This window comes from Halopseudomonas pelagia (assembly GCF_009497895.1).
GTDB classification, from domain to species: Bacteria; Pseudomonadota; Gammaproteobacteria; order Pseudomonadales; family Pseudomonadaceae; genus Halopseudomonas; species Halopseudomonas pelagia_A.
Map to the genome: position 1 here is coordinate 2,953,111 of NZ_CP033116.1, position 24,604 is coordinate 2,977,714.

27 protein-coding genes are annotated in these 24,604 nt (G+C 56.9%); 2 read left to right on the forward strand and 25 right to left on the reverse strand.

Going from position 1 to position 24,604, the window contains the following annotated elements; translation table 11 throughout:
* Window positions 1-75: 75 nt before the first annotated feature.
* Window positions 76-957, forward strand: a complete 882-nt coding sequence (locus tag EAO82_RS13780; protein ID WP_096348115.1) for a helix-turn-helix transcriptional regulator — start codon at window positions 76-78, stop codon at window positions 955-957.
* A gap of 284 nt (window positions 958-1,241) precedes the next feature.
* Here EAO82_RS13780 and EAO82_RS13785 read toward each other — a convergent pair whose 3' ends face one another.
* The 24 genes from EAO82_RS13785 to EAO82_RS13900 form a co-directional block, all read right to left on the reverse strand.
* On the reverse strand, window positions 1,242-1,943 hold the full coding sequence (locus EAO82_RS13785; RefSeq protein WP_096348114.1) for an NrdJb: 702 nt from the start codon (window positions 1,941-1,943) through the stop codon (window positions 1,242-1,244).
* Window positions 1,944-2,025: 82 nt separating this feature from the next.
* Window positions 2,026-4,179 carry an adenosylcobalamin-dependent ribonucleoside-diphosphate reductase gene (locus EAO82_RS13790; RefSeq protein WP_096348113.1) on the reverse strand — a complete coding sequence of 718 codons (2,154 nt, stop codon included), beginning with the start codon at window positions 4,177-4,179 and terminating at the stop codon, window positions 2,026-2,028.
* Window positions 4,180-4,427: 248 nt separating this feature from the next.
* On the reverse strand, window positions 4,428-5,012 hold the full coding sequence (locus EAO82_RS13795) for a DUF1285 domain-containing protein (protein ID WP_096348112.1): 585 nt from the start codon (window positions 5,010-5,012) through the stop codon (window positions 4,428-4,430).
* A 10-nt stretch (window positions 5,013-5,022) separates the two neighbouring features.
* Complete coding sequence (locus tag EAO82_RS13800; protein ID WP_096348111.1) at window positions 5,023-5,619, reverse strand: DUF4823 domain-containing protein; 597 nt, start codon at window positions 5,617-5,619, stop codon at window positions 5,023-5,025.
* 22 nt (window positions 5,620-5,641) lie between these two features.
* Window positions 5,642-6,532 (reverse strand): radical SAM protein, encoded by an 891-nt coding sequence (locus EAO82_RS13805; RefSeq protein ID WP_096348110.1) that lies wholly within the window; start codon window positions 6,530-6,532, stop codon window positions 5,642-5,644.
* The gene (locus EAO82_RS13810; RefSeq protein WP_096348109.1) at window positions 6,532-7,497 is read right to left on the reverse strand and encodes an amidohydrolase family protein; all 966 of its coding nucleotides are present in this window, start codon (window positions 7,495-7,497) and stop codon (window positions 6,532-6,534) included. The genes EAO82_RS13805 and EAO82_RS13810 overlap by 1 nt, the downstream gene beginning before the upstream one ends.
* 142 nt (window positions 7,498-7,639) lie before the next feature.
* Window positions 7,640-8,278 (reverse strand): TetR/AcrR family transcriptional regulator, encoded by a 639-nt coding sequence (locus EAO82_RS13815; protein ID WP_096348143.1) that lies wholly within the window; start codon window positions 8,276-8,278, stop codon window positions 7,640-7,642.
* Between the two features lie 85 nt (window positions 8,279-8,363).
* Entirely contained in the window at window positions 8,364-9,215 is an 852-nt protein-coding gene (locus EAO82_RS13820) for an ABC transporter permease (RefSeq protein WP_096348108.1), read from the reverse strand.
* Window positions 9,212-10,090: an ABC transporter permease gene (locus EAO82_RS13825; RefSeq protein ID WP_096348107.1), complete on the reverse strand. Its 879-nt coding sequence runs from the start codon at window positions 10,088-10,090 to the stop codon at window positions 9,212-9,214. Before EAO82_RS13825 ends, EAO82_RS13820 begins: the two co-directional genes overlap by 4 nt.
* Before the next feature lie 2 nt (window positions 10,091-10,092).
* Window positions 10,093-11,238, reverse strand: a complete 1,146-nt coding sequence (locus EAO82_RS13830; protein WP_096348106.1) for an ABC transporter ATP-binding protein — start codon at window positions 11,236-11,238, stop codon at window positions 10,093-10,095.
* 93 nt (window positions 11,239-11,331) lie between these two features.
* Window positions 11,332-12,393 carry an extracellular solute-binding protein gene (locus tag EAO82_RS13835; protein WP_096348105.1) on the reverse strand — a complete coding sequence of 354 codons (1,062 nt, stop codon included), beginning with the start codon at window positions 12,391-12,393 and terminating at the stop codon, window positions 11,332-11,334.
* Window positions 12,394-12,770: 377 nt separating this feature from the next.
* Window positions 12,771-13,547 (reverse strand): TatD family hydrolase, encoded by a 777-nt coding sequence (locus EAO82_RS13840; protein WP_096348104.1) that lies wholly within the window; start codon window positions 13,545-13,547, stop codon window positions 12,771-12,773.
* 9 nt (window positions 13,548-13,556) lie between these two features.
* Window positions 13,557-13,913 carry a PilZ domain-containing protein gene (locus tag EAO82_RS13845; RefSeq protein WP_096348103.1) on the reverse strand — a complete coding sequence of 119 codons (357 nt, stop codon included), beginning with the start codon at window positions 13,911-13,913 and terminating at the stop codon, window positions 13,557-13,559.
* A 32-nt stretch (window positions 13,914-13,945) separates the two neighbouring features.
* Entirely contained in the window at window positions 13,946-14,932 is a 987-nt protein-coding gene (locus EAO82_RS13850) for a DNA polymerase III subunit delta' (protein ID WP_096348102.1), read from the reverse strand.
* Entirely contained in the window at window positions 14,925-15,557 is a 633-nt protein-coding gene (gene tmk / locus EAO82_RS13855) for a dTMP kinase (protein WP_096348101.1), read from the reverse strand. Before tmk ends, EAO82_RS13850 begins: the two co-directional genes overlap by 8 nt.
* Window positions 15,554-16,630: an endolytic transglycosylase MltG gene (mltG, locus tag EAO82_RS13860; protein WP_231703210.1), complete on the reverse strand. Its 1,077-nt coding sequence runs from the start codon at window positions 16,628-16,630 to the stop codon at window positions 15,554-15,556. Before mltG ends, tmk begins: the two co-directional genes overlap by 4 nt.
* Window positions 16,627-17,457 (reverse strand): aminodeoxychorismate lyase, encoded by an 831-nt coding sequence (gene pabC, locus EAO82_RS13865; protein ID WP_096348142.1) that lies wholly within the window; start codon window positions 17,455-17,457, stop codon window positions 16,627-16,629. The genes mltG and pabC overlap by 4 nt, the downstream gene beginning before the upstream one ends.
* A 5-nt stretch (window positions 17,458-17,462) precedes the next feature.
* On the reverse strand, window positions 17,463-18,701 hold the full coding sequence (gene fabF, locus EAO82_RS13870; RefSeq protein WP_096348099.1) for a beta-ketoacyl-ACP synthase II: 1,239 nt from the start codon (window positions 18,699-18,701) through the stop codon (window positions 17,463-17,465).
* A gap of 210 nt (window positions 18,702-18,911) precedes the next feature.
* Window positions 18,912-19,148 carry an acyl carrier protein gene (gene acpP / locus EAO82_RS13875; protein WP_096348098.1) on the reverse strand — a complete coding sequence of 79 codons (237 nt, stop codon included), beginning with the start codon at window positions 19,146-19,148 and terminating at the stop codon, window positions 18,912-18,914.
* A 183-nt stretch (window positions 19,149-19,331) separates the two neighbouring features.
* Window positions 19,332-20,075 (reverse strand): 3-oxoacyl-ACP reductase FabG, encoded by a 744-nt coding sequence (fabG, locus tag EAO82_RS13880; RefSeq protein ID WP_096348097.1) that lies wholly within the window; start codon window positions 20,073-20,075, stop codon window positions 19,332-19,334.
* A 2-nt stretch (window positions 20,076-20,077) separates the two neighbouring features.
* On the reverse strand, window positions 20,078-21,025 hold the full coding sequence (gene fabD, locus EAO82_RS13885) for an ACP S-malonyltransferase (protein WP_096348096.1): 948 nt from the start codon (window positions 21,023-21,025) through the stop codon (window positions 20,078-20,080).
* A 106-nt stretch (window positions 21,026-21,131) separates the two neighbouring features.
* Window positions 21,132-22,154: a phosphate acyltransferase PlsX gene (gene plsX, locus EAO82_RS13890; protein ID WP_096348095.1), complete on the reverse strand. Its 1,023-nt coding sequence runs from the start codon at window positions 22,152-22,154 to the stop codon at window positions 21,132-21,134.
* A 3-nt stretch (window positions 22,155-22,157) separates the two neighbouring features.
* On the reverse strand, window positions 22,158-22,340 hold the full coding sequence (rpmF, locus tag EAO82_RS13895) for a 50S ribosomal protein L32 (RefSeq protein ID WP_084671990.1): 183 nt from the start codon (window positions 22,338-22,340) through the stop codon (window positions 22,158-22,160).
* Between the two features lie 21 nt (window positions 22,341-22,361).
* Window positions 22,362-22,886 carry a YceD family protein gene (locus EAO82_RS13900; protein WP_096348094.1) on the reverse strand — a complete coding sequence of 175 codons (525 nt, stop codon included), beginning with the start codon at window positions 22,884-22,886 and terminating at the stop codon, window positions 22,362-22,364.
* A gap of 111 nt (window positions 22,887-22,997) precedes the next feature.
* On the opposite strand from EAO82_RS13900, the gene EAO82_RS13905 reads away from it, so the two are divergent.
* A complete protein-coding gene (locus EAO82_RS13905) occupies window positions 22,998-23,576 on the forward strand; it encodes a Maf family protein (RefSeq protein ID WP_096348093.1) in 579 nt (192 codons plus the stop codon).
* An 11-nt stretch (window positions 23,577-23,587) separates the two neighbouring features.
* Here the strand turns inward: EAO82_RS13905 and sppA are convergent, their stop codons facing one another.
* Window positions 23,588-24,601 (reverse strand): signal peptide peptidase SppA, encoded by a 1,014-nt coding sequence (gene sppA / locus EAO82_RS13910; protein ID WP_096348092.1) that lies wholly within the window; start codon window positions 24,599-24,601, stop codon window positions 23,588-23,590.
* Window positions 24,602-24,604: the final 3 nt, after the last annotated feature.

The window sequence follows — 24,604 nt, forward strand, 5'->3', positions numbered from 1 at the left end:
TAGATTCAGCAGGATGCTGATTCTGGGCGCTGCCGAAGATCATAGGAGTCTCATGTAACCCAAGGATGGAGTCTCATGCAACCCAAGGAATACGTACTGATCATCGTTAGAAACATTCAGAACCGTGTGGATAACGACTTTCATCACGCCTTACGTCAAGCAGGGTATCGTGTCGAAATAGTTCCTTCCGGCCAGGACCCCGTACCTCTAATGCAGGCCCACCCGCCCGTTGCTGCCTGTTTCCAATTCGACTATCCCGATTTCGAGGGACTGGCGAGCCTGCGTGAGACCAAAACAGCCATGCCCTCTGTTCCTCTGCTGATGATCACTCAGGCCCATTCTGAAAGTTTGGCAGTGTGGGCCTTTCGTGCCCGGGTCTGGGACTACTTCGTGCAACCCATCGATATCCCGCGACTAATGGAAGTTGCGGCCAAACTCTACCGCTTACATCTACCGCAAAAGAGCCGACCACCCAGGCATGACGCCGCACAGATCAGGAACCAGATTCCACCAGAAGCTCGTACGCACTGCTCAACGCTTCTCGATGACCAGGCACTTCTGCAACGTATTGTCTCGTTCACCGATCAGAACTTGCACCGCAAAATCGCCCAATCCGAGGTCGCCAACTTATGTACCATGAGCTGCTTCCAGTTGAGCCGCTTCTTCAAGCGGGTCACCGGAGTTACCTTCCAAGGATACCTGTTGCACCGGCGCATTAACGAGGCAATGCGCCTGCTGGCCAATCCCAAAGTCTCCATCACAGACGTCTGCTTCACAGTAGGCTTTGGCGACCTTTCCTACTTCACACGTACTTTCCAGCGGTACGTTGGTATGCCACCTTCGCGCTTTCGTCTAGAAGCTACGGAGTTGGCGAGTACTAGGCAGAGCGCCCAAATTTCGTCTGTCCCGACTGCGCTTCCCTCCGTGCTTGATCCCGTTGAGGGCCCTTACCCCTGAATCGCAGAGCAAGAAATTCGACAGCCGATACACCAGCACCGGTATCCGGATCAGAATGAACAAGTTCCAGCTCCCCGCTGACTCTTGAGTTCGTGATACTGCCAAAGGACGATTCTGTGGCGAAGAAGAAACACCGGTTAACAACCCAATCCGGACGGACACTGGATGCACTGCGAAAACAGCCGTTAGCGCCTAAAAATGTTTCATCCCCGTTATAAATAGGCCAGGCATAAAAAAGCCCCTCGAAAGGGGCTTCATTTTGCGCGGTGATCAGCGAAGAAGCATCAACCGCATTTGCTATCGCCACAGTTGAGACAGGTCATGCAACCGTCCATCTGCACTGCCGCCTGGGTGTGGCATTTGCCGCACATCTGCGCGCCCGGCGGATAAGCCGCGGTGCTATCATCGCAATCGGCAGCCGCCTGACCCTGTGGCTTGATCGCCACAAATTCGGCACGCTTCTGCTCCAGATAAGCCCGCTGGTGCTCGTCCATCTCGTCCACCATCATGCCGATGCGCTTGAGATGCTGCTCCAGCACGTCACCAATTTCAGCGACCAAGGATGGCATCCAACGGCCGCCACGCTTCATGTAGCCACCCTTGGGATCGAATACGCTACGCAGTTCCTCAACCAGGAAGGTGCAATCACCGCCTTTACGGAACACGGCGGAGATAATCAGCGTAAGCGCTGAAATCCACTGGTAGTGCTCCATATTCTTGGAGTTGATGAAGATCTCGAATGGCCGGCGGATCTCATGGTCACTACCGTGATTAAGAATCACGTCATTGATCGTGACGTAGATCGCGTGCTCGGAAGTCGGCGTCTTGATCTTGTAGGTAGAGCCCTCGAGAAACTCGGGGCGCTTGAGTTTCTCATGCATCTCTTCCAGTTGGATCGCGGCCTCGGTAGGCTCGGCCGTCTGGGCCGGCTCATCGGCTTTTACCACCGAGTAGTCGACAATTTTGCTGCTGATTTTCAGTGCCATGGTGCTTTATCCTCACCCCGCAGCGCGGGGCTTCTTGCTGTTCATGTTATTGGGCGGCGGTTGCGACTTATAGCCAGCCGGCTCAGAACTTACCGTAGTAGCCCTCTTTCAACGCGTCGTAGAGATTGGCGGCGCTGTGCATCTCACCATCATACTCAATCTCGTCACCGCCCTTGGCCTCCACAAAACTGCCGTCTTCCAGCTTGAAGCGGTAGGTGGTGTTGGCCAGATCCTGCTCCTTGACCAATACACCCTGGAACGCTTCAGGGTTGAAGCGGAAGGTGGTGCAACCCTTCAGGCCCTTCTCGAACGCATAGCGATAGATATCCTTGAAATCTTCATAGGGATAATCCGTCGGCACGTTGGCAGTCTTGGAGATAGAGGAATCGATCCACTTCTGCGCAGCAGCCTGCACGTCCACATGCTCAGTGGGCTTCACATCGTCTGCAGCAATAAAGTAATCGGGCAGGTTGCGGCTGGCCGCTTCCATGCTCGGTAATGCTTCCGGATTGACAAAGTGACGGTAAGCCAGCAGCTCGAAGCTGAACACGTCGACCTTTTCCTTGGACTTCTTGCCTTCACGGATCACGTTACGGAAATAATGGTGCGCAAAGCTCGGCTCAATGCCGTTGGAGGCATTATTGGCCAGCGACAGGGAGATGGTGCCCGTGGGTGCGATAGAACTGTGGTGAGTAAAGCGGCCACCCTTCTCGATCAGCGCATTGACCAGCTCGGCGTCTTCGCCGGCTACTTGCTGCATGTAGCGGCTGTATTTGGCCCACAGCACCTTGCCCTTGATCTTCTGGCCGGCCTTGATGCCGTCCTTGCGCATTTCCGGACGTTTGACCAGCATCGCTTCGGTCACGGTGAAATCTTCATCCATGATCGGCGCGGCGCCCTTCTCTTCTGCCAGCTGCAGCGCCGTGCGCCAGCCCTGAACAGCCATTTCCTTGGACACCTGCTCGGTGAAATCCAGTGACTTGGCTTCACCGTATTTCATGCACAGCATGGTCATGGTCGAGCCCAGACCCAGAAAGCCCATACCGTGGCGGCGCTTGCGGAAAATCTCGTTACGTTGCTGCTCCAGCGGCAGGCCGTTGATCTCCACCACGTTATCGAGCATACGGGTAAAGATATCCACGACCTTGCGATATTCATCCCAGTCGAAACGCGCCTTGTCGGTAAAGGGATCGCGGACAAACAGTGTCAGGTTGATCGAGCCCAGCAGGCAGGCGCCGTGCGGTGGCAATGGCTGCTCACCACAAGGGTTGGTGGCGCGAATTTCTTCACAGAACCAGTTGTTGTTCATCTGATTGACGCGGTCGATCAGAATAAAGCCCGGCTCGGCGAAGTCGTAGGTCGAGGTCATGATCATGTCCCATATTCGACGGGCCTTGATCACCTTGGACACCCGACAGGCTACACGGCCGTCTTTACGGGTCAGGTAGCGCTGGGTGGCGGGCAGTTCGCGCCAGATCACCTGGTCATCGTTGTCCAGATCAAGTTGGTCGGCGTCCACTTCAGCCTGGGTCAGTGGGAAGGATAGCTTCCAATCCGAATCGGCAGCGACGGCGGCCATAAAGTCTTCAGTGATCAGCAGCGACAGGTTGAACTGGCGCAAGCGACCGCCCTCGCGCTTGGCGCGAATAAAGTCCATGACATCCGGATGGCCGACATCGAAAGTCGCCATCTGCGCACCACGACGGCCACCGGCAGAAGACACGGTAAAGCACATCTTGTCGTAGATATCCATGAACGACAGCGGGCCGGAGGTGTACGCACCCGCGCCGGAGACGTAGGCGCCCTTGGGCCGCAAGGTGGAGAATTCGTAACCGATGCCGCAACCAGCCTTCAAAGTCAGACCGGCTTCGTGCAACTTGGACAGAATGTCGTCCATCGAGTCGCCGATGGTCGCGCTGACCGTGCAGTTGATGGTCGATGTCGCAGGTTTATGCTCAAGGGCGCCGGCGTTGGACGTAATACGGCCTGCGGGGATGGCGCCATGGCGCAATGCCCAGAGAAACTGTTCGTACCAGTGCTCACGCAGTTCGGGAGCCTCGACATCGGCTATGGCCCGGGCAACGCGCTGGTAGCTCTCGTCAACGGTTTTGTCGAGAGCTACACCGTCCTTGGTCTTAAGGCGGTATTTGGTATCCCAGATGTCCAATGATGCTGGCTGCATGGGAATATCGTTTACCACATTGTGCAAGCGCTGCACCTTGGCTGTCTGGTTCATTCTTATCCTCCTGAAACACCGTCTATGCCCCGCGCAATAAGCCATTCAGACGAAATGAACCGTACTGAGGACCGCGGGAAAGAAAACACTACGTATTGTGCATTGGAGGCAATGCTAGACCCAGATATGGTAAATATCAATATGCTGGAGGGTAGAAAAAAATGCTTTTTTGCTTGACTTGGCGCTGCCAGAAAGGGTGCCGCGACTGGCACCCTTGAACTGCCCGTTTGATGGGCACGGCAGACTGCTCAGGCAGGACTACCGTCTATCGGAAAGAAACATTCCTGGCTCCAGACGCCCAGGCAGGTTTTGCCGTTATGTTCGCGCTCGACCGCCAGCTCTGCCAGCTCGTAAAACAGATTACGATTGATCAAGGCTTCGAGGTTGGTGCGAACCAGGACGTAGGGCGACGGCTCCTGAGTTTCAGGATCCACCGTGACGCGAATCGGGTGATCCTTTCCTGCAACAAAGCTGTCTTGCAGATTGGTGGTGAACACCAGCTCCTGCTGCTCGCCCTGCCCTTCGACTTTCAACTGTGTGGCGACAAAAGGCGCGTCGTCGACCTTGATCGCCCAGCGCTCGACTGGCGTCACCAGGTAGTAACGGCCATCGTCATCGTACTTGAGGATGCCGGCAAAAAGCTGGACCAGCGCCTTGCGGCCAATAGCGTCACCCTCGTGATACCAGGTACCGTCGCGGGCAATCTGCATATCCATTTCGCCACTCAGCGGCGGATTCCACAGATGCACCGGGGCCGGCTCGCGGGCCTCGCCCGCAGCACCGCCGGGAATACTGTCGATCAACGATTGCGGGGGTAATTGACGCTTGGACATGAATAACTCCTCAGCGACCGAGCAGGCGACGGGTGTAGTCTTCCAGTGGAGGACGCAACAGGTCCTCGGGCTCGGCCTGGTAAAATTGCATAAAGCCGCCACGGGTTTCGACAACAGCAAAGTCCACCAGTTGCCTTGTTGAGGTTTCCATCAGCATCATTTGCAATACCGCACGATCCAGCCCGACATCACCAAGGTCACGCGACTCGTTCCAGTGCTCGGCGTCACCCACCGCATCATCGGCCCGGGCGAAGCGGGTATAGAGTAGATAATCGGACCGGTGCAGGTAGGCCTGCTCCAGGGATTCTTCCAGCCCCAGGGGCTGCTCGGCCCGGCGTGTCAGAGGGAATACCTGAACAGCTGCGGCGAAGGCTTCTTCGGCCACCACGTTCGGGCGAGCATAGGGATGGCCCACAGGAACAAAATGCCCTTGGGCAATGTAGAGACTCGAATCGGGTTGCAAGCGCCAGGTGGCGTTGCGTTTGATCTCGTAATGGTTCATCAGCCCGGCATCGCCGAGATAATAACGCGCACTTTTTTGCATATCCGATGGCTTCATGCAGCCAGCCAACAAGCCCAGCACAACCAGCAATCCAATCCAACGCATGGTGACTCCCCTATGCAACTTGCTATAAGCCGCGCATCCATTCCGGTCGCAGTCGCGCCTGCTCTGGCCGGCTGATAGCAGCCCGCACCTGAGCCAGCATGCGCTCTTTGTCGGCCCCCAGCACCCCTTTTAACACCAGGGCATTGGAGGCATGGTCGCTGCGGAACACGGTATTGTCCAGTTCAAGCATACTGATCAGACTTTCCAGCTCGCGGAACAGGCTGGGCTGATCAAGCGGCTCGAAATCCGGAAAGCGTTCGCGATAACGTGCGAGGCCTTGCGGAAAGCTGACCACCAGCGTGGACAGAAACTCCGGCTGCGTGGCAGTCATCAACCGTGCCGAATTCAAGGCGTGTTGCTCACTCAGGCCTTTGCCGCCCAGGCCATTGAGAATCATCACCGAGCGCTGCATGCCGGCTTCGCCGGACTTGCTCAACGCCTCTTCGGTACTGGCATAGGTCTCGCCTTTATTGACCCGCTCGAGCACCTGGTCATCGCCGGACTCGGCGCCTACATACAGCATCGCCAGACCCGCTTCGCGCAACTGCCGAAGCTCCTCCACCGATTTGCGTTTGAGATTGCGCGGCAGGCAGTAGGAGGTCACCCGCTCGACGCTGGGCATATGCTCGCGAATTGCCTCGAGAATGCGCAGCAGGCGTTTGGTCGGTAGAATCATCGCATCGCCATCAGCCAGGAATACGCGCTGAACGATCAGTTGTTCGCCACTCTTGCGAATCTCTTCCAGCACCTGGTCTTCATCACGGGCACGGAATTTTTTCTGCGGCGCAGTGTACATTTCACAGAAGGTGCAATTGTTCCACGAACAGCCGTTGGTGACCGGCAAGATCAGCGAATGGGCTTCACTCGGCGGGCGAAACACCGGTTCAATATAGTCGATCGGAAAAGCTGACATCAGTCCTGCTCCTTCTCACTGGGCAGCACCGCAAGGAAGTTATCCCGCGCCACCTTGTGCGCCACCTCTTCCGGCAACGCGTCCAGAAACGGAATGAATGCGTCCAGGTATTTATCCATATTCTTGAAGCTGCCAACCACATCCGAGCCGAGCATGAATCGGTCCGGGTAGTCGGTTACCAGCTTCACCCACTGCGCATTCGCCTCCCCGTCCTTGTTCACCAGATAGGGATCCAGAACCGTCCAGGACAAGTCGATATACAGGTTGGGATAGGTTTCCAGCATGCGTTTGACCGTATCGAACAGGAATTCGAGTTTTTCCTGGTGCCGGTGCAGCTCCATGCTGGTGCCGGCATGCGCCCAGATGAAACGCACGTTGGGGAAGTAACGCAGCGGGTCCTCAATCTCTTCCAGGTACAGCGGCATACGTTCGCGCTTGGACGTGATGTTGCTATGCACCATCACCGGAAGATCGAACTCTTCGGCCAGCGCATAGATACGGTACATGGCTTCATTGTTGGCCCGGGGCACATCACCGCTGATCAATGCAGTCAGGTCGTCGTGACGGGTAAATACCTCGCCCAACCCTTTCCACACACCAGGATTCATCTCCAGCAGGCGGCGGATATGCGCGTCGGCATTCTTGTCGTTGGGGTTGAAACCTGAGAGAAACGGATGGAAGCGCTTGCGCTGGTCGGGTGTCAGATGTTCCAGGGCTCTGAGAATGATGAAATCTGTCGCGCTGTACCAGTACGCTGCAGCATCGTCGCCCGCATAATAGCGCGGCCGCTGAGGCTCATTTTCATGCCATTTTTTGGCGACGGGAATCCCGGAGAACATGATGTGATCGATGTTCGACTCATCCATTTTTTCCAGCAATGCCTTGATACCCTCACTTTCCTGGAAAAAGTCCACATAATGAAAATGGGCATCACTGAAAGCATAGTCACGCGCTTGAGCATTCATAGCGAGCAAACTCAACAACACACCCAGGGTTAAATGGATAGATGGCACGGCAATTCTCTCTCGGCAGTAACGGAATAACGGGTAAAAACACGCTACCCGGCAGTGCACAACAGACCCGCTTCGCCCGGAGTAGTTTCGCGGCTCAAGGCGTTTCGGTATCTTTTCTGCGTTTTGATTTGTTGCCCATGCGCACACCGATATCCATCAGAAACTGCATGTAACCTTCCTTGTCTTCAATCACCTCCTGCCAGAACGGCGAGTGATACATCGCCATCGCGCCATGCACCAAAGCCCAGGCCGCGCAGTAATGGAAATAGGCTGGCACGTTCTCCAGCTTTTCATCATCAATGCGTTCCTGAATCACACCCGTGAGATGGTTGAAGTTGGATGCACGTATCTTGTGCAATTCCTCAACAAGCTCGGGTAACTGATTGGATTTGACCAGTTTTTCTTCCAAACGGTCAAACAGCCGATAGCGTTCAGGATCGCTCATGCGGAACTCGAAATAATCCCGCGACAGAGCCTCCCGGTCCCGTTCAATGCCTTCGGAGTTGAGCAGTGTCGAAAGGTCGCGCTCATAGTCGAGCATCAAGCGCAGGTAGATCTCCGCCTTGGATTTGAAGTGCTTGTAGATGGTGCCCTTCCCAATGCCTACTTCGTCGGCGATCATTTCCACGGTAACGCTGTCTTCACCCTGTTCCAGGAACAGGCGCAACGCGGTGTCGAGGATTTCCTGCTCGCGGCGTCGGAACTCGCGAAGCTTGCGTGATTCTTTCTGCATATTGACTGTGTTTTCCATACCGGCAAAGCACAGCATTATGCCAACTTCATGACCAATTGCCCATGCATTGATTCAAAGCTGACCGTCAGGCCTTTTTTTGAACCCGAATACTGATCAGCGCCAGCAGCATGGAGCCCAGCATCAGCAACAGCGACACGGCGTTAAGCACCGGAGTGGCACCCTCGCGCAGACGACTGAACAGCGTGATGGTCAGCGGCGCATCGGAACCCACCAACATCAGCGTGGTGTTGAAATTCTCGAAGGACATCAGAAAGCACACCAGAGCGGCGCCGATAATTGCCGGTGCGAGAAACGGCAAGGTCACCGTTCTCACTGCCGTCAGCGGGCTGGCGCCGAGATTGCACGCGGCCTCCTCCAACTGCGTATCAAAGGTCCGCAGTCGTGCCGAAATTACCAAGGTGGCGATGGTGGTCAGAAACGCGAACTGGCCGAGCACCACCAGCAGCAAGCCAGGGCGAAGCATGTCGAGCATGATGTCGTGATTGAAATCGAAGTAGTTGGCGATGCGGCTGGCAAAAATCAAAATCGAGATCCCCAGGATCACCCCGGGAATCACCAGCGGCAACAGCATCAGGATAAACAGCAGATTCTTGCCGGGAAACACATGCCGCTCGAACAGAAAGGCATTCATGGTCGCCAGACTGACCGACAGCATAGTTACACAACTGGCCACCAGCGCACTGGTACCGACACTGCGCAGAATCGCCCGGTCATGAAACAGCCCGGTGCGCCCGCCACCCTCCGCGATAAACCAGTCCAGAGTAAACCCTTGCCAGGGCAAGGCCGGGAATCGGCTGTCGTTGAAGGCAAATACGCCCACCACCAGCAAGGGCGCTGCAAGATAGACAAAGAAGATCAGCACATAGGCCGCGTAGGTCCACCGAAAGCGGCGGCTGAGCGGTAGCGACGCAATCATTTCATCGTCTCGGCGAAGGACTGCCCGCTGAGCTTCAAACCGAGCCAGACAATCAGGGACGAGAGCACCAGCAACAACACACCGAATGCGGCGCCCTGCTCCCAGTTGAAGCGGGTGATGAACTGAGTGAATATCTGCTCGGTAAACCAGAGGCTGTCTTTACCGCCGAGCAGGACCGGCGTCAGATAGTTACCCAGCGAGAGCATGAACACCACAATAGAGCCCGATACGATACCGGGCATCGCGTGCGGGATAATAATGTCGCGGGTGACGGTAAAGTGATTGCCGCCCAGATCATAGGCCGCCTCCACCAGGCTGTTATCCAGGCTGTCGAGCGTGGTGACCAGCGGCACCAGCATAAACAGCATCGAGGCATAAATGAGGCCCACCATGATGGCCACGTCGTTATACAGCATCTCGACCGGCGCATCGGCCAGCCCGCTCCATTGCAGTACGCCGCTGATGACCCCACTTTCCCGCAACAGAATCATCCAGCCGTAAGTACGCACCAGTTCGCTGACCCAGAACGGGATCAGGCACGCCATAAACAGCAGGGAGCGGACGCGGCCGCGCACCAGTTTGGCGATATACCAGGCGATCGGCAGCGCGATTATCAGCGTCAACAAGGTGGTCAGCATGGACATCACCGCGGTGCGCAGAAAGGTGCGCCAATACAGTGATTCGGAGAAAAACAGCTCGAAGTGCATCCAGCTGAAGCGGTATTCGCCAAACCCGACCCGTTCACGCAGGGCGACGGCGAACATGTCCAGATGCGGCAGGAAAATCAGCAGAAACAGCCAGAGCAGTAATGGCAGCATCAACAATAGCGTGCTCATGCCGACCAACCTGCGTGCAGCCACCTTAGGCGCGGCCATGCTTATGCCGGCTCCGCAGCAAAGTACAAAGCCTGATCCGCCATCCAGCCAATGTGCAAACGGTCGCCCTCGCGCAGCCGTGCGTACTGCGGGGTTTGTGGCAGGCGCACGGTGAGTTCCGGCCCGCCATGCACACCGCTGACGCTGATGCGGCTATTGGCGCCGTCAAACAACAGCGTGTCTATTTGTACCTCCAGCAGATTGTCTGCCTGAGCGGGTGTACCTGGCAAAAAAGGTGTGATGCTCTCCGGCCGGACAAACAGGTTCACCGCCTTGCCAACTGCGGCCACTTCCGAGCCCGCTGCACGGGCGCTGAACTCCTGGCCAGAGGCGATGCGAACCAGACCCTCACGCTGCAAAGTACCTGACAGGCGATTCGAATCGCCGACAAAGCCAGCAACAAAGGGGGTCGCTGGTTGGTAATACAGCGTTTGCGGGCTACCTACCTGCTCGAACCTGCCCTGGTTCATCACCGCTACCTGGTCGGACATCACCAGCGCTTCGGACTGATCATGGGTGATATAGACGAAAGTGGTGCCGAAGGTTTGCTGCAGTTGCTTAAGCTCCACCTTCATCTGCTCGCGCAATTTGAGATCGAGTGCGCCGAGGGGTTCGTCCAGCAACAGCACCGCTGGCTCCAGCACCAGACAGCGAGCGATAGCAATACGCTGCTTCTGGCCGCCCGATAGCGCATCGGGCTTGCGCTTGCCCACATCCGGCAGACCGACCCGCTCCAGCACATCGCCCACGCGGCGGCGAATCTCGGCCTTGTCAGCACCACGGCGTTTGAGGCCGTAAGCTATGTTGTCCTCAACGCTCATCATCGGAAACAAAGCCAGATGCTGAAAGACCATATTCAACGGGCGCTTGTTCGGCGGTATTCCCAACATCGACTGACCTTTGATACAGATATCACCGCTGTCGGGCTCAAGGAACCCGGCGAGCATGCGCAGCAAGGTTGTCTTGCCGCAACCGGATGGCCCGAGGATGGAAAAGAAAGAACCCGATGGAATACCGAAGGAAACATCCGCGACAGCCGACTGGCCAGCAAACTGCTTGTGCAGCCCGCGGCATTCGAGGTCAAGGGTCTCGAGATCACGGGAGTTCAGGTCACGAGATTCTAGGATAGTATCTGGGTGTGCAGGCATGGACAGTCCGTTACCAGAGCATGGCGCGACCAGAGGCGGCGCCAGCTGACGTCATGTAGCGAATAACCAGGTGATTACCCGGTTGCCGGCATCTCAGTTGGCCGCTTTGACTCGGTCCAGTATCTGACCTTCCAGGGTCTCAAGCCCGGCTGGGACCGGCGGATACCACTTGATGTTATCCAGCGCCTGCTGGTCAAAACTACTTTCAAAGCTGGCCTTGAGCTTGTCATCAACAAACTCTTCAGCGCCCTTGGCCGCAGTGAAGTTGCCCGCGGATTGAGTGATCTTGGCTGCCACTTCCGGCTGCATGACAAAGTTGATCCACTTGTAGGCCGCCTCGTCATTTTCACCCCGGCGCGGCAAGGCGAAGGTATCAATCCAGCCCAGTGCACCACTGGCAGGGGCGACAAAACGAATCTGCGGATTCTCTGCTTGCAGTTTCCAGCCGCCAGCATCCCAGCCTTTGGCCGCCACCACTTCGCCGGAAGCCACCAGATTGATCAGTTCGTCGCCGCCACTCCAGTAGGCTTTGACGTTCGGCTTGCAGGCAATCAGCTTCTCTTCGACCCTGGCCATCATCGCAGCGTAGGCATCCTCATCGTCATAGGCGGCGAAGGGATCCTCGCCCATGGAAAAGGCCATACCGATGAGAATCGGACGGCGCAACCGATAGGACACCTTACCGGCCAGCTCTGGTTTGCACAGGTCGTCAAAGTCTTTCACCTGATCAGCAACACTATCGTGCACGATCAGGCCGGTAGTGCCCCAGACGTGGGGAACGGCATAGACATCGTCACCAACGCTGGTATTTCGGCGAGTCGCCGCCAGCATGGAATCGATAAAAAGCGCAGAGTCGACCTTGCTCAAATCCATCGGCTTGTAGATACGAAACTCTTGCTGAGCGCTGGTAATACGGTCCTGGCTGGGCTGCACCAGATCAAAGCCTGCGCCACCGGTAGCGCGCAGCTTGGAAATCATGTCTTCATTATTGGACAGAGTAACCTGCACTTCGATACCGGTTTCTTCCTCAAACTGGTTCACAACCTCTTCGGGGGCATAGCCACCCCAGGTCAGCAGGCGCAGTTCTTCTGCCATGGCAGTCAGCGGTAGGGTGAGAGTCAGAACGGCGGGAACGAGAATCTGCTTCAAGCGCATGGCGGCAATCCTTTTGATGTCAGTCTCTGTGGTGTCAGTTACAACACAAATCAGTCGAACCTTAAGTCCAACCCATGACAGTATAGTGACAGCTCGCTATTTTGCCGGAAGATACCTTCTTAACAACCGATCACGATAAGTTGCCTTCGACGTATTCCAAATCAGTTTATAAATCGGCAACGGATGTGCTGGCAAGTTGAGCAGTTTGGACAATACTTAAGGCATCAGGTCAGCGAAGTCCCCCCCAGACATAGCTGCCTGTCAGGACAGGCGCCCCGCCTGTCCTCGCAACACTCCTAATGGTCTTGACCCGAATTCTCCCCCCAGAATTCGGGTTTTTTTTGCCCGAATATCTGCTCGCATTGGCAACGAAAAAGCTAGAGCGCCAATGGAAAGAGTCGATGGAAATTGTCTGTGGTGTTCTGCCACAACTGCTCCAGAGCCTCCCCGCGCACCTCGGCGAGAAAGGCCGCGACATCGCAGACATATTGCGGCTCGTTAGGCTTGCCGCGGTGCGGTACCGGGGCCAGGTAGGGAGAGTCCGTTTCAACCAATAGACGATCTGCAGGGACCTTACGCGCCACATCACGCAGCGCTTCAGCATTGCGGAAGGTGACAATACCCGAGAGGGAAATGTAGTAACCCATATCCAGCGCAGCACGGGCCATATCCCAGTCCTCGGTAAAACAGTGCAGCACGCCGGCGTTTGCCAGATCGGCCTCACGCAACAGCGCCAGCGTGTCGGCGCGCGCCTCGCGCGTGTGGATGATCACCGGTTTGCCGGTTTGCTCGGCTGCCTGCAGATGATAGCGAAAGGAAGTTTGCTGCTGCGCGGCCATCTCGGGTTCGTAGTGGTAATCCAGACCGGTTTCACCGATGGCGACTACCCGGGGATGGTCCAGTGCGGTGAGCAACCAGTCAAGGTCCGTGGGAGCCTCGCGAGACAGGTCAAGCGGATGAATCCCGACGCTGCAGAATACGTCCGAATACTGCTCGGCTATCTGTTTGACCGTGGGCGCGTTCGCCGCATCGACGCCAATGCACAGGAATTTGCCAACACCTCGCTGTCTCGCTGCATCCAGAGCAGCGTCCAGCGAGCCGTCATGGGCAGTCAGATCCAGGCGATCCAGGTGGCAGTGGGAGTCGATCAGCATAGCGGCAGATTACATGGTGTGAGTTGGACGATCTGACTTCAGCGCACCGGCCAGATAGGTTTCGATTTTACTGCGGGCCGTGTTGTCCTGATCGCTGAACTGCACGCCAATGCCCGCAGCCCGATTGCCTTGAGCGCCCTTGGGGGTGACCCAGATCACCTTGCCGGCGACCGGAATTTTTTCCGGCTCATCCATCAGATTCAACAGCATGAAGACTTCGTCACCCAGGCCATAGTTTTTATTGGTCGGGATGAAAAGGCCGCCATGTTTGACGAAGGGCATATAAGCGGCGTACAGAACCGACTTATCCTTGATGGTCAGGGATAAAATACCGTTACGCGGGCTTGGCGCCGTAGGGTTACTCATAGCTCACTCATCCTGATCTAGATGCTGGCAGGTTAACGCTTTTCCAGCAGTTTTTTCCACTCAATCAACAACGCTTCGACAAACAGCCCGCGATTCAGGTTGGCCTTGCCCTGCACCATAGCACGATGCGTCAGCAACCAGCCCTGCCAATCCATCAACTGCCCGGCGGTGGGAAAGCGCACCACGTAGCCCAGCACTTTATCCATATCCTGATTGCTGGCGGCTGGCTGAGCCCCGGTGTGCAGCTTGAGCAAATCCAGCGTCCAACTGCAAAACCAGTCCAGCAGCAGTTCAAGAGGGTATTTGGACCAGGCGTCTGAGACCTGGCTAGGCGAGCGTTCCTGCTTGATCAGCGCTTTGATATCAGCCACCACCTGCTGACGCATGGCTATGGCATCCAACTGATGCAGCTCGAGCGCGCGCAAGGGTGCTCCGCCGGACATGATCAGCAGCGCCTGATGTTGTTCGGCCTGCAACTCGGGCACAGCGGTGGCCAGCCAGTCCAGCGCATCCGCTTGCGAGGGCGCCGCCAGGGTCTGTACTCGGCAGCGGCTGCGGATGGTCGCCAGCAAACGGCTGGGCTGATCACTGACCAACAACAGGAACGTGTCACGGGTAGGTTCTTCCAGCGATTTCAGCAGCGCGTTAGCGGCGTTCTGATTCATCGCTTCGGCCGGGTGGAGCACGATCACCTTGCGCCCACCCTGCTGCGCTGTCTGGCCGATAAAATCCACCAGTTGCCGCACGGCATCGACGCGAATCGCTTTGCCCTCTTCCTCCGGTTCCAGCAATAGCAGATCAGGATGGCTTCCCGCCTCGCGCAACAGGCAGGCACGGCAATGACCACAGGCCATTGCATGTTCCGGAGTATCGCAAAGCAGAAAAGCCGCAAACGCATTGGCAAAGCGCCGCTTGCCAACGCCAGGCAGGCCGCTGAACAGATAGGCATGCGCATGCTGAGTCTGACTGGTCAGGCTGCTCCAGATCGGCGCGTGCCAGGGGCAGACAACCTCAAGCATGCCAGCGCTCCAGCACTTCATTGATCACCGGCTGCATGGCAGCGGCCACCTGTTGCAGATCGCCGGAGGCATCAATTACCCGGTAACGCTGCGGTTCGGCAGCGGCACGCGACAGATAGGTATTGCGTACCGCTACAAAAAAGGACTGCTCTTCAACCTCGAACCGATCCAGTTCACTGCGCGCCCGAGCCCGCGCCATGCCAACCTCAACCGGCACATCGAAGATAACCGTGATATCAGGGCGCAGTTCACCCTGCACCCAGGTTTCCAGACTGGCAATACGTTCTACCGGTATTCCCCGCCCGCCGCCCTGATAGGCATAGGTCGCGTCGGTAAAGCGATCACTGATAACCACCCGCCCCGCGTCCAATGCGGGCTTTATCAGAGCATGTAGATGTTGCGCGCGCGCCGCGAACATCAACAACAGTTCGGCATCGGAGCACATACGTTCTTCATGATGGCTGAGCAACACATCACGAATCCGCTCAGCGACCGGCGTGCCACCGGGCTCGCGAGTCAACAGCGGCTGGCAACCGGCAGCGCTCAAGGCCTGGGCGAAGACCTGCAAATTAGTCGACTTGCCAGCCCCTTCCGGGCCTTCAAAGGTGATAAAGAGTCCGCTCACTGCTCGGCTTCCTCGGTCTGGTCTGCCGGAGCAGGACTGGATCGGTAATCGGCAGCACGCTGTTCAATCTGAAAACGACGTACCGCCTGATTGTGTTCCTGCAGACTGTTTGAAAACACGTGACTGCCATCCCCCTTGGCGACGAAGTAAAGGCTCGAGCCTTTCTTTGGCGTCACCGCGGCAATCAAGGCTTCACGTCCGGGCATGGCGATCGGCGTCGGCGGCAGACCATCTATCGTATAGGTGTTGTAGGCGGTGGGTTCGCGCAGATGGCGCAGACGAATACGACCCTCGTAGTCATCGCCCATGCCGTAGATGACGGTTGGATCGGTTTGCAAGCGCATGCCGATCTGCAACCGGCGAGTAAAGACACCGGCGATTTCATCGCGCTCATGAGGCACCCCGGTCTCCCGCTCGATAATCGATGCCAGGATCAAGGCTTCGTAGGGCGTTTTGATCGGCAGGTTCTCAGCACGCGAGGCCCAGGCTTCTTCGAGCACGTGTTGCATACGCTCGTAGGCCCTGAGCAGAATATCCCGGTCACTCATGCCGAAGGTGTACTGGTAGGTATCGGGAAAGAACTGACCCTCGGCATGCACGCCTTTCAGGCCCAGTTCGTCCATGACCTTTTCCATCGACCAGTCCGGATCTAGCGTCTGCTGCAGGCGCTCGGCGCGGGATAACTGATCGCGCACCTGCTTGAACGTCCACCCTTCCACCAGGGTTACGCTGCGCTGCAGCACCTCGGCATTCGCCAGCCGCTGGAGCAGATCTTCCGCGGTCATGCCCGGCTCCATGACGTACTCGCCGACCTGCAGAACTGCGTCGGGTTTCTGCCATTGCCAGTAGCGGCGGAGCCACTCGGAACTGTGCAGGATCCCGTCCTGCTCCAGTCGCGAGAAGATCCGCGCCGGGCTGCTGCCGGAGGGCACATCCAGGTTCTGCACCAGCTCAACCTGCAGAGGCTGGTCCAGCGCCGACTGCAGGGTGAAGTATCCCCACAGGGCTAAACCACCAACAAGAAATAGTGTTAAAACAAAGAGTAATCGGAACAACCTAAGGATCGACTTCACTTTATTACCTGCTCCGCCAATGCTTGGGCGTATCTGGAATGGGGGCCAACCGGCCATTGATGCCGGTCTAGCGCAATGATTGGCCACACACCAAAAAGACTGTTGCAACAGAATAACTCTGAGGCATTTAACAACGCGGAGTGTTGCAGCTCTACTTCTTCTACCTGCTCGCCTTGGGCGCGCATTTCGTTCATCAGGTACTCGCGCATCACTCCGCTTACTCCACACTGAGCGAGAGAGGGTGTCAGCCAGATACCGTCCTGCCGGGCAAATAGATTGCTCATGGTGCATTCAACCACCAGGCCCTGAATATCACATACCAGGCCCTCGGCATATTGCGGGTCATTCCATTCACTGCGCGCCAACACCTGCTCCAGTCGGTTGAGGTGTTTGATGCCAGCCAACAATGGCTGGTGGGCCAACCGGGTGGCGCAGGAAAACAGGCGGATACCGTCTCTGGCATGTGCTTCAGGGTAAGTGGCCGGAGGAAAGCACTGCTGAATGCGTACTGTCCGGGCATCGGCGGGAATGGCATAACCACGCTGCCCACTGCCACGAGTCAGGGTCAGCTTGATCACCCCCGCGCCCATGCGCACAGCCAGATCCCGCCATTCTTCGGCGATCAGCTCAATGTCAGCCTGTAGTCGCAGCGCCTGAATACCGCGCTGCAGGCGGGCAAGATGATAATCGATAAGGGCGATGCTGCCTTGGCTGACCCGCAGGGTTTCAAACAGGCCATCGCCGTAATTCAAACCACGATCCGTCACCCGGACCTGATTGGCCGGCTGGCCGTCAATCAGGCACTCGGGCACAGCGTTACTGGTCATACCCATCAGATACGACGGAATACCAGACTGCCGTTGGTACCACCGAAGCCAAAGGAGTTGGACACAGTAAACTCCAGACTTCTTGCCTGCGCCTCATGCGCAACATAGTCCAGATCGCAGTCAGTGTCGGGGTTATCCAGATTGATGGTCGGCGGCGCAACCTGATCGCGCAGAGCCAACACGCTGAAAATTGCTTCGACTGCCCCGGCCGCACCGAGCAGGTGCCCGGTCATGGACTTGGTAGAGCTGATCGCCAGCTTGGCGGCATGCTCACCAAATACGCTTTTGACCGCGCGGGTCTCGGCCAGGTCGCCAGCAGAGGTGGACGTGCCATGGGCATTGATGTAGCCCACTTGGTCGGCATTCAGCCCCGCGTCATTCAGTGCGTTCTGCATACACTTGGCCCCACCGCGACCATCTTCCGGCGGTGCGGTCATGTGGTAAGCATCCCCACTCATGCCAAAACCAATCAGCTCGGCATAGATGGTCGCACCCCGCGCTTTGGCGTGTTCGTACTCCTCCAGCACCATGGCGCCGGAGCCGTCGGACAGCACAAAACCATCCCGGTCCTTGTCCCAGGGGCGACTGGCAGCTTGAGGATCGTCATTGCGGGTCGAGAGCGCGCGTGCCGCGCTGAAGCCGCCCAGACCAAGACCGCTGGTAGCCATTTCCGAGCCGCCGGTGACCATTACGTCGGCTTCGCCATAGGCAATATTGCGCGCTGCCATGCCGATGCTGTGCGTACCGGTGGTGCAGGCGGTGGTCAAAGCGTAATTGGGGCCTTGCAAACCATATTGAATCGAGAAATACCCGGCCACCATGTTGATGATGGACCCCGGGACAAAAAATGGGGAAATGCGCCGCGGACCACTGTTAAGCAATAACTCGTGGTTTTTTTCAATATTGGTCAGGCCGCCAATACCGGAGCCCATGGAAACCCCAATGCGATCACGATTGGCATCTGTAACCTCCAGACCCGAATCGGTTAGCGCCTGCATACAAGCGGCAATACCGTACTGAATGAACAGATCAAGTTTGCGCGCTTCTTTCGCAGCCATGTATGGCTCGATGTCGAAGTTGCGGATGGAGCCGCCGAAGCGTGTGCCGAAGGCACTGACATCCATATGCTCTATCGGGCCGATACCGCTTTTGCCCGCCAGGGCTGCCTGCCAACTGCTGTCGACCGTATTACCGAGGGGGGTCAACATACCCAAGCCAGTTACCACGACGCGTCTGCGCGACACAGGATGCTCCTTATTCAACTCTTCGGGACGATACAAAACCGGGTATTAAAGCCATCCGGCTTGCGTCAGTCGGGTATTGTCCGCATAAAGCAGCTACTCGGCAATATAAGCCGTTCAGATTGCCGGGCCCACGCACACTTTCGATACACAAAAAAGCCGCAGATCCCGAAAGATCTGCGGCTTTTTCAGTACAGTCAACTAACCGCGTGATTACTTCTGGTGAGAATTCACGTAGTCGATAGCTTCCTGAACGGTGGTGATTTTCTCGGCATCTTCATCCGGAATCTCGGTCTCGAATTCTTCTTCGAGAGCCATGACCAGCTCAACGGTATCAAGCGAGTCAGCGCCAAGGTCTTCAACAAAAGAAGCACTGTTGGTCACTTCTTCTTCTTTGACGCCGAGCTGCTCGGCAACGATTTTCTTGACGCGTTCTTCGATGGTACTCATACCTTGTTCTCACTCCTGGTTGCAGTTCCGGGAAGCCGGACTGCGGGTAGTTTATAGAAACAATTTGCGTCATTTCAAGCACGAATCGTTTCTATCTCAAAGAGGTCAAGGCCACCGGGCCTTCACCGCGTAAAAATTCTTCCCTCCTTTTGAGCCAATAAGCCCATTCCAGAGAGATACAGCTTAGCTCATAAACATCCCGCCATTCACCGGAATGATAGCACCGGTGATGTACCCAGCGGAGTCGCCGGCCAGAAATTCGACCACTGCGGCGATTTCGTCTGCCTGTCCGAGGCGACCAAGCGGAATCTGCTCCAGCATTGCAGAGCGCTGGCCTTCATTCAAGGCTTTGGTCATATCAGTATCAATAAAGCCGGGGGCTACTGCGTTGACGGTGATCGAACGCGAGCCGACTTCCCGAGCCAGGGCGCGGGTAAATCCCTCCATCCCCGCCTTGGAAGCAGCGTAGTTGGATTGGCCCGCGTTACCCATACCGGCAACAACGGAACTGATGTTGATAATACGCCCCCAGCGGGCTTTGGTCATGCCGCGCAGCACCGCCTTGGACAGGCGGTAAGCCGAGCCCAGGTTGGTATTGATCACATCCTCCCACTCTGCGTCTTTCATGCGCATTAGCAGATTATCGCCCGTGATACCGGCATTATTAACCAAAATAGCGGGTGCGCCATATTGCTCGGTAATGCGTTCAAGCACCTCGGCAACGGATGCAGGATCACGTACATCCAGCTTCAATCCCGTACCAGTGAAGCCGGCCTGGGAGAGTTTTTCGGCTATCGCCGCAGCGCCACTATCACTGGTGGCGGTGCCGACCACGACGGCACCCTTGGCTGCCAATGCGTGCGCTATTGCCTGCCCGATACCCCGGCTGGCGCCGGTGACCAGGGCCACTTTTCCCTCAAGACTCATATTCAAACCCCTTGTGTAAAATGGCTCAGGGCAGCGGCGAAACCGTCTGCTGATTCCAGATTATGGGTATTTACACCCTTCGCGCAGCGCTTGTTAAGACCCGAAAGCACTTTACCCGGACCACATTCAACCAGATCGGTCACACCCTGGTCGGCCATCCAGATGATACTTTCCACCCAGCGCACCGGATTATATAACTGCTCTACCAACAGATGGCGCATGCCATCCAGATCGGCAGCCGGACGCGCTGATACATTCTGCACCAGGATCATCTGCGGCGCCTGCCACTGCAAACCGGCAAAATCCTTGCCCAATTGCTCGGCTGCGGACTGCATCAACGCACAATGTGAAGGCACGCTGACCGGCAAAGCAATTGCACGTTTGGCTCCAGCTGCCTTGCAGCCGACTATCGCACGCTCAACCGCTGCGGCCTGGCCGGCGATCACCACCTGCCCCGGCGCATTGAAATTCACGGCGCTGACCACTTCACCCTGGGCCGCTTCAGCGCATATATCGATGATCTGCTGATCTTCCAACCCAAGTATCGCAGCCATACCGCCCTGCCCTTGCGGCACAGCTTGCTGCATCAACTGCCCACGGCGCTCGACCAGACGCAGGGCATCAGCAAAACCGATCACGTTCGCAGCCACCAGTGCGGAGTATTCTCCCAGACTGTGGCCGGCCACATAACCCGGACGCACATCGGTCTGCGCGCACCAGAGCCGCCACAGCGCCACTGAAGCGGCGAGAATCGCCGGTTGGGTAATATCAGTACGGTTGAGGTCGGTCTCAGGCCCCTGCTGGCAAATCTTCCACAGGTCATAACCGAGAGCGTCGGACGCTTCAGCGAAGGTCTGGGCAATCAGGTCGTGCTGTTCGGCCTGGCCGGCGAGCATGCCCAAAGCTTGGGAGCCCTGTCCCGGAAACACGAACGCGAGGGTTTGATTCATACCATCTTCCTCATTTTATTATCAAAATCGGTGTGCGGTGATGCGCGCAAGCGCTGCACGAATTGCAGCTTGGATGGTCGCGATCACTGACAGGTCACAATCGCGTTCAAGCTGCCGGCCAGCTCAAGCCATCAAGCCTCGAAGCGATACGCTGCGGCAACCCCGCTCGACTGACCCGCACCGCCTGTTGAATAGCCGCGCTAAAAGCTTTCTCATTGGCATTGCCATGGCTCTTGACCACCACGCCATTGAGACCCAATAAACTGGCTCCATTGTAGCAGCCCGGATCATGCCTGCTGATGGTCGGCTTCAGCGCACCCCGCAGCAGCGGCGCCAGGCAACGTAACAACAGGCTAGCGCGCAAAGCATTGCGAATCTCACCCTGCAGATAGCCTGCGAGCCCTTCACTGGCTTTGAGCACGACATTACCGACAAAGCCATCGCACACCACTACGTCGGCATCGCCGCGAAACAGCGCGTCGCCCTCGATATGCCCGATGTAGTTAACCAGATCGCTCTCACGCAGCAGCTTTGCCGCTTCGCGAACATTGTGTGAGCCCTTGTTGACCTCGCTGCCGATATTCAACAGCGCCACCCGTGGTCTGGCTATGCCCGAAACCTCGCTGGCCGCTTCAGAGCCCATCACCGCAAACTCGAACAACTGCCGCGCGGAACAATCCACATTGGCGCCCAGGTCGAGCAAAAAACAGGATTTCCCCGCCACCGGCAGCGCCGCCATGATGGCCGGTCGCTCTATCCCCACCAGGGTACCCAGCAGCGACCGCGACAGCACCATCAGCGCACCGGTATTACCGGCGCTCAAACAGCCGTCAGCATGCCCGTCGCGCACTTGCTGAATAGCCACGCGCATGGATGCATCCTTTTTGCCGCGCAAGACGCTGGCAGGCGGATCATCGGCGAGAATGACTTCAGTAGTGGGGATAAGCTGAAAACGCTCGGGGGGCAAACGGTGCTGCTGGCAAAGCCGAGCAACGGGGTCGGTAGCACCAACCAGAATGACATGCAGATCAGGGGACATCTGCAAACTGCGGGCAACCGCAGGGATAATGCAACGGGGACCGAAGTCCCCGCCCATCACATCAATCGCAAGACGGACTGACGTGGACAAGACTTACTCGTCGTTGTCCTTGTTAACTATCTGACGGCCACGGTAGAAGCCATCGGGAGTCATGTGGTGACGAAGGTGAGTCTCACCGGTGGTGCTGTCCACTGACAGAGCCGCTGAGGTCAGTGAATCATGTGAACGACGCATTCCGCGCGCGGAACGAGACTTTTTGTTCTGCTGTACAGCCATGGCGATAAGCTCCTAAGCTTTTCAGGTATCACGTTTTAACGATGCCAACACACTAAAGGGATTAGGCTTCTCAGTCTTTTCCACTTCAGGTTCCTCCGGATCGGGTTGGTAGCCCGGAGGATGCTGACATGTTTCCATTGGATGCATTGGAACTGCAGGCAGAGCCAGGAGCAGTTCATCCTCGATCAGCGCATGCAGATCCAGGGGTTCATCATCCATAATAACCGGTTCGTAGTGCCGCGGCAGTTGTTTGGCTGCTTCGTCACTTGTTACAAAACCCACGTCACACTGACTATCGAGCGGTACCACTACTTGCTCAAGGCAACGCTGACAAATCAGTGCCACCTCAACCGCGTAATGTCCGTGCAGGGTAGCAATACCCTGCTCGTCCCGCGCAAAAGCGAGTTCAACCTGAACGTCCCCGGCAGGAGCGTCCAACAGGGCACTCAGGCGTGGCATCTTGACGGCAGCAACGGTTCCTTTCAGAACGATTTCGCGGTCAACCAGCTTGCGTGGCTCTATGTGTGCAGGTATGGGTCCAGACATAAGCGCGCAATTCTAGGCATCATGCGCCCCGCTGTCAAAACTATTTGCAGTTTAATCCCAACAGCGCGCGCCGGGGTTAGAATGCCCCTTCACACTCTTCAGGCCTATAGCATGCTGCCCATTGTACTTGCCTCAAGTTCACCCTACAGGCGCGCCCTGCTCGAGCGACTAGGGCTGCCTTTCAAATGGGCGGCGCCGGAGGTGGACGAAACAGCGCAGCCCGGTGAAAGCGCTGCAGCGCTGACCCTGCGCTTAGCGCAAGCGAAAGCACTGGCATTGGTCGAGCGCTATCCACAGCACCTGATAATCGGCTCGGATCAGGTGCTGTTGCTCAATGGCGTTGCGGTGAGCAAACCCGGCACTCATGAGGCTGCCCGCGAACAACTATCAGCTTGTAGCGGCAAGACCCTGACATTTCACACCTCACTGTGCCTGCTGAACAGCCTGAGCGGTGAGAGCCAATCCGTGGTCGAGCCCTTCGAGGTAGTCTTCAGGACGTTGAATGCCGAGCGCATCGAGCGTTATCTATGCAAGGAACAGCCTTACGACTGTGCTGGCAGTTTCAAAATGGAGGGACTGGGGATCACGCTGTTTCACGCCCTGCGCGGGGATGACCCCAACAGCCTGATCGGGCTTCCGCTGATCAGGCTGTGTGACATGCTTATAAAAGAAGGAATCGATTTACCCTGAGCGCTAGCGCCTCAGCGCAGCACCGGGGCACTCAAACCCAGGTGCGTTGCCAGGGTATTACCGATGCTGGTACCCAACTGACGCGAGAAGCGCTGGAAGGGAGATTCGCGATGGGTGAAATCAACCACCTCTTCAGCACCGATGACGTCCCGTGCTACCGCCGACGTGCTGGACAAACCATCAACCAGACCCAGTTCTACCGCCTGCTCGCCTGACCATACCAGGCCACTGAACATATCCGGATGCTCCTTGAGACGATCACCCCGGCCAGCTTTTACCTGCTCGATAAATTGCTGGTGGGTGGTCTGCAGAACGTCCTGCCAGAACGCCCGCTCTTCCGGCTTCTCTGGCTGGAAGGGATCGAGAAACGCCTTATGCTCGCCGGCAGTGTAAGTACGGCGTTCGATACCCAGCTTATCCAAGGTCTCGACGAAACCGAAACCGGCGGCGGTGACACCGATCGAACCCACCAGACTGGCTTTGTCCGCGTAAATTTCATCTGCGGCCGCGGCAATATAGTAAGCACCTGACGCGCCCAGATCGGTAATCACCGCATAAAGCTTCTTGTCTGGATACAGCCCACGCAGGCGCTTGATCTCGTCATATACGTAACCTGACTGTACCGGACTGCCACCCGGGCTGTTGATGCGCAGAATCACACCGCGAGTATTTTCGTCTTCGAACGCGCTGCGCAGGCTGGTAACCAGATTGTCTGCACTGGCTTCCTGCTGATCAGCAATCAGCCCGCGCAATTCGATTACCGCGGTGTGTGGCTCACCGACTGAACCAGCCCCTTCCATCGAAGAAAAATCCGAAAACAGCATGATCGCGCCAAACAGATAAACAAAGGTCAGCGTTTTGAAGAAAATACCCCAGCGGCGCGAACGACGCTGCTCCTGCACCGAAGCCAGCAAACCTTTCTCCAGCAACTCCCAGGCTTTTCTGTCTTCACGACTTTTCAACGCCGCCGCCCGAGTTTGCTCAGGATCCAGCTGAGGACCTTCGGTCCACTTATCCGATGACATGCT

Coding starts and splice junctions, on each gene's coding strand:
- EAO82_RS13780 (WP_096348115.1), top strand. CDS start 76: ATGCAACCCAAGGAATACGTACTGATCATCGTTAGAAACATTCAGAAC.
- EAO82_RS13785 (WP_096348114.1), bottom strand. CDS start 1,943: ATGGCACTGAAAATCAGCAGCAAAATTGTCGACTACTCGGTGGTAAAA.
- EAO82_RS13790 (WP_096348113.1), bottom strand. CDS start 4,179: ATGAACCAGACAGCCAAGGTGCAGCGCTTGCACAATGTGGTAAACGAT.
- EAO82_RS13795 (WP_096348112.1), bottom strand. CDS start 5,012: ATGTCCAAGCGTCAATTACCCCCGCAATCGTTGATCGACAGTATTCCC.
- EAO82_RS13800 (WP_096348111.1), bottom strand. CDS start 5,619: ATGCGTTGGATTGGATTGCTGGTTGTGCTGGGCTTGTTGGCTGGCTGC.
- EAO82_RS13805 (WP_096348110.1), bottom strand. CDS start 6,532: ATGTCAGCTTTTCCGATCGACTATATTGAACCGGTGTTTCGCCCGCCG.
- EAO82_RS13810 (WP_096348109.1), bottom strand. CDS start 7,497: ATGAATGCTCAAGCGCGTGACTATGCTTTCAGTGATGCCCATTTTCAT.
- EAO82_RS13815 (WP_096348143.1), bottom strand. CDS start 8,278: ATGCAGAAAGAATCACGCAAGCTTCGCGAGTTCCGACGCCGCGAGCAG.
- EAO82_RS13820 (WP_096348108.1), bottom strand. CDS start 9,215: ATGATTGCGTCGCTACCGCTCAGCCGCCGCTTTCGGTGGACCTACGCG.
- EAO82_RS13825 (WP_096348107.1), bottom strand. CDS start 10,090: ATGGCCGCGCCTAAGGTGGCTGCACGCAGGTTGGTCGGCATGAGCACG.
- EAO82_RS13830 (WP_096348106.1), bottom strand. CDS start 11,238: ATGCCTGCACACCCAGATACTATCCTAGAATCTCGTGACCTGAACTCC.
- EAO82_RS13835 (WP_096348105.1), bottom strand. CDS start 12,393: ATGCGCTTGAAGCAGATTCTCGTTCCCGCCGTTCTGACTCTCACCCTA.
- EAO82_RS13840 (WP_096348104.1), bottom strand. CDS start 13,547: ATGCTGATCGACTCCCACTGCCACCTGGATCGCCTGGATCTGACTGCC.
- EAO82_RS13845 (WP_096348103.1), bottom strand. CDS start 13,913: ATGAGTAACCCTACGGCGCCAAGCCCGCGTAACGGTATTTTATCCCTG.
- EAO82_RS13850 (WP_096348102.1), bottom strand. CDS start 14,932: ATGCTTGAGGTTGTCTGCCCCTGGCACGCGCCGATCTGGAGCAGCCTG.
- pabC (WP_096348142.1), bottom strand. CDS start 17,457: ATGACCAGTAACGCTGTGCCCGAGTGCCTGATTGACGGCCAGCCGGCC.
- acpP (WP_096348098.1), bottom strand. CDS start 19,148: ATGAGTACCATCGAAGAACGCGTCAAGAAAATCGTTGCCGAGCAGCTC.
- fabG (WP_096348097.1), bottom strand. CDS start 20,075: ATGAGTCTTGAGGGAAAAGTGGCCCTGGTCACCGGCGCCAGCCGGGGT.
- fabD (WP_096348096.1), bottom strand. CDS start 21,025: ATGAATCAAACCCTCGCGTTCGTGTTTCCGGGACAGGGCTCCCAAGCT.
- rpmF (WP_084671990.1), bottom strand. CDS start 22,340: ATGGCTGTACAGCAGAACAAAAAGTCTCGTTCCGCGCGCGGAATGCGT.
- EAO82_RS13900 (WP_096348094.1), bottom strand. CDS start 22,886: ATGTCTGGACCCATACCTGCACACATAGAGCCACGCAAGCTGGTTGAC.
- EAO82_RS13905 (WP_096348093.1), top strand. CDS start 22,998: ATGCTGCCCATTGTACTTGCCTCAAGTTCACCCTACAGGCGCGCCCTG.
- sppA (WP_096348092.1), bottom strand. CDS start 24,601: ATGTCATCGGATAAGTGGACCGAAGGTCCTCAGCTGGATCCTGAGCAA.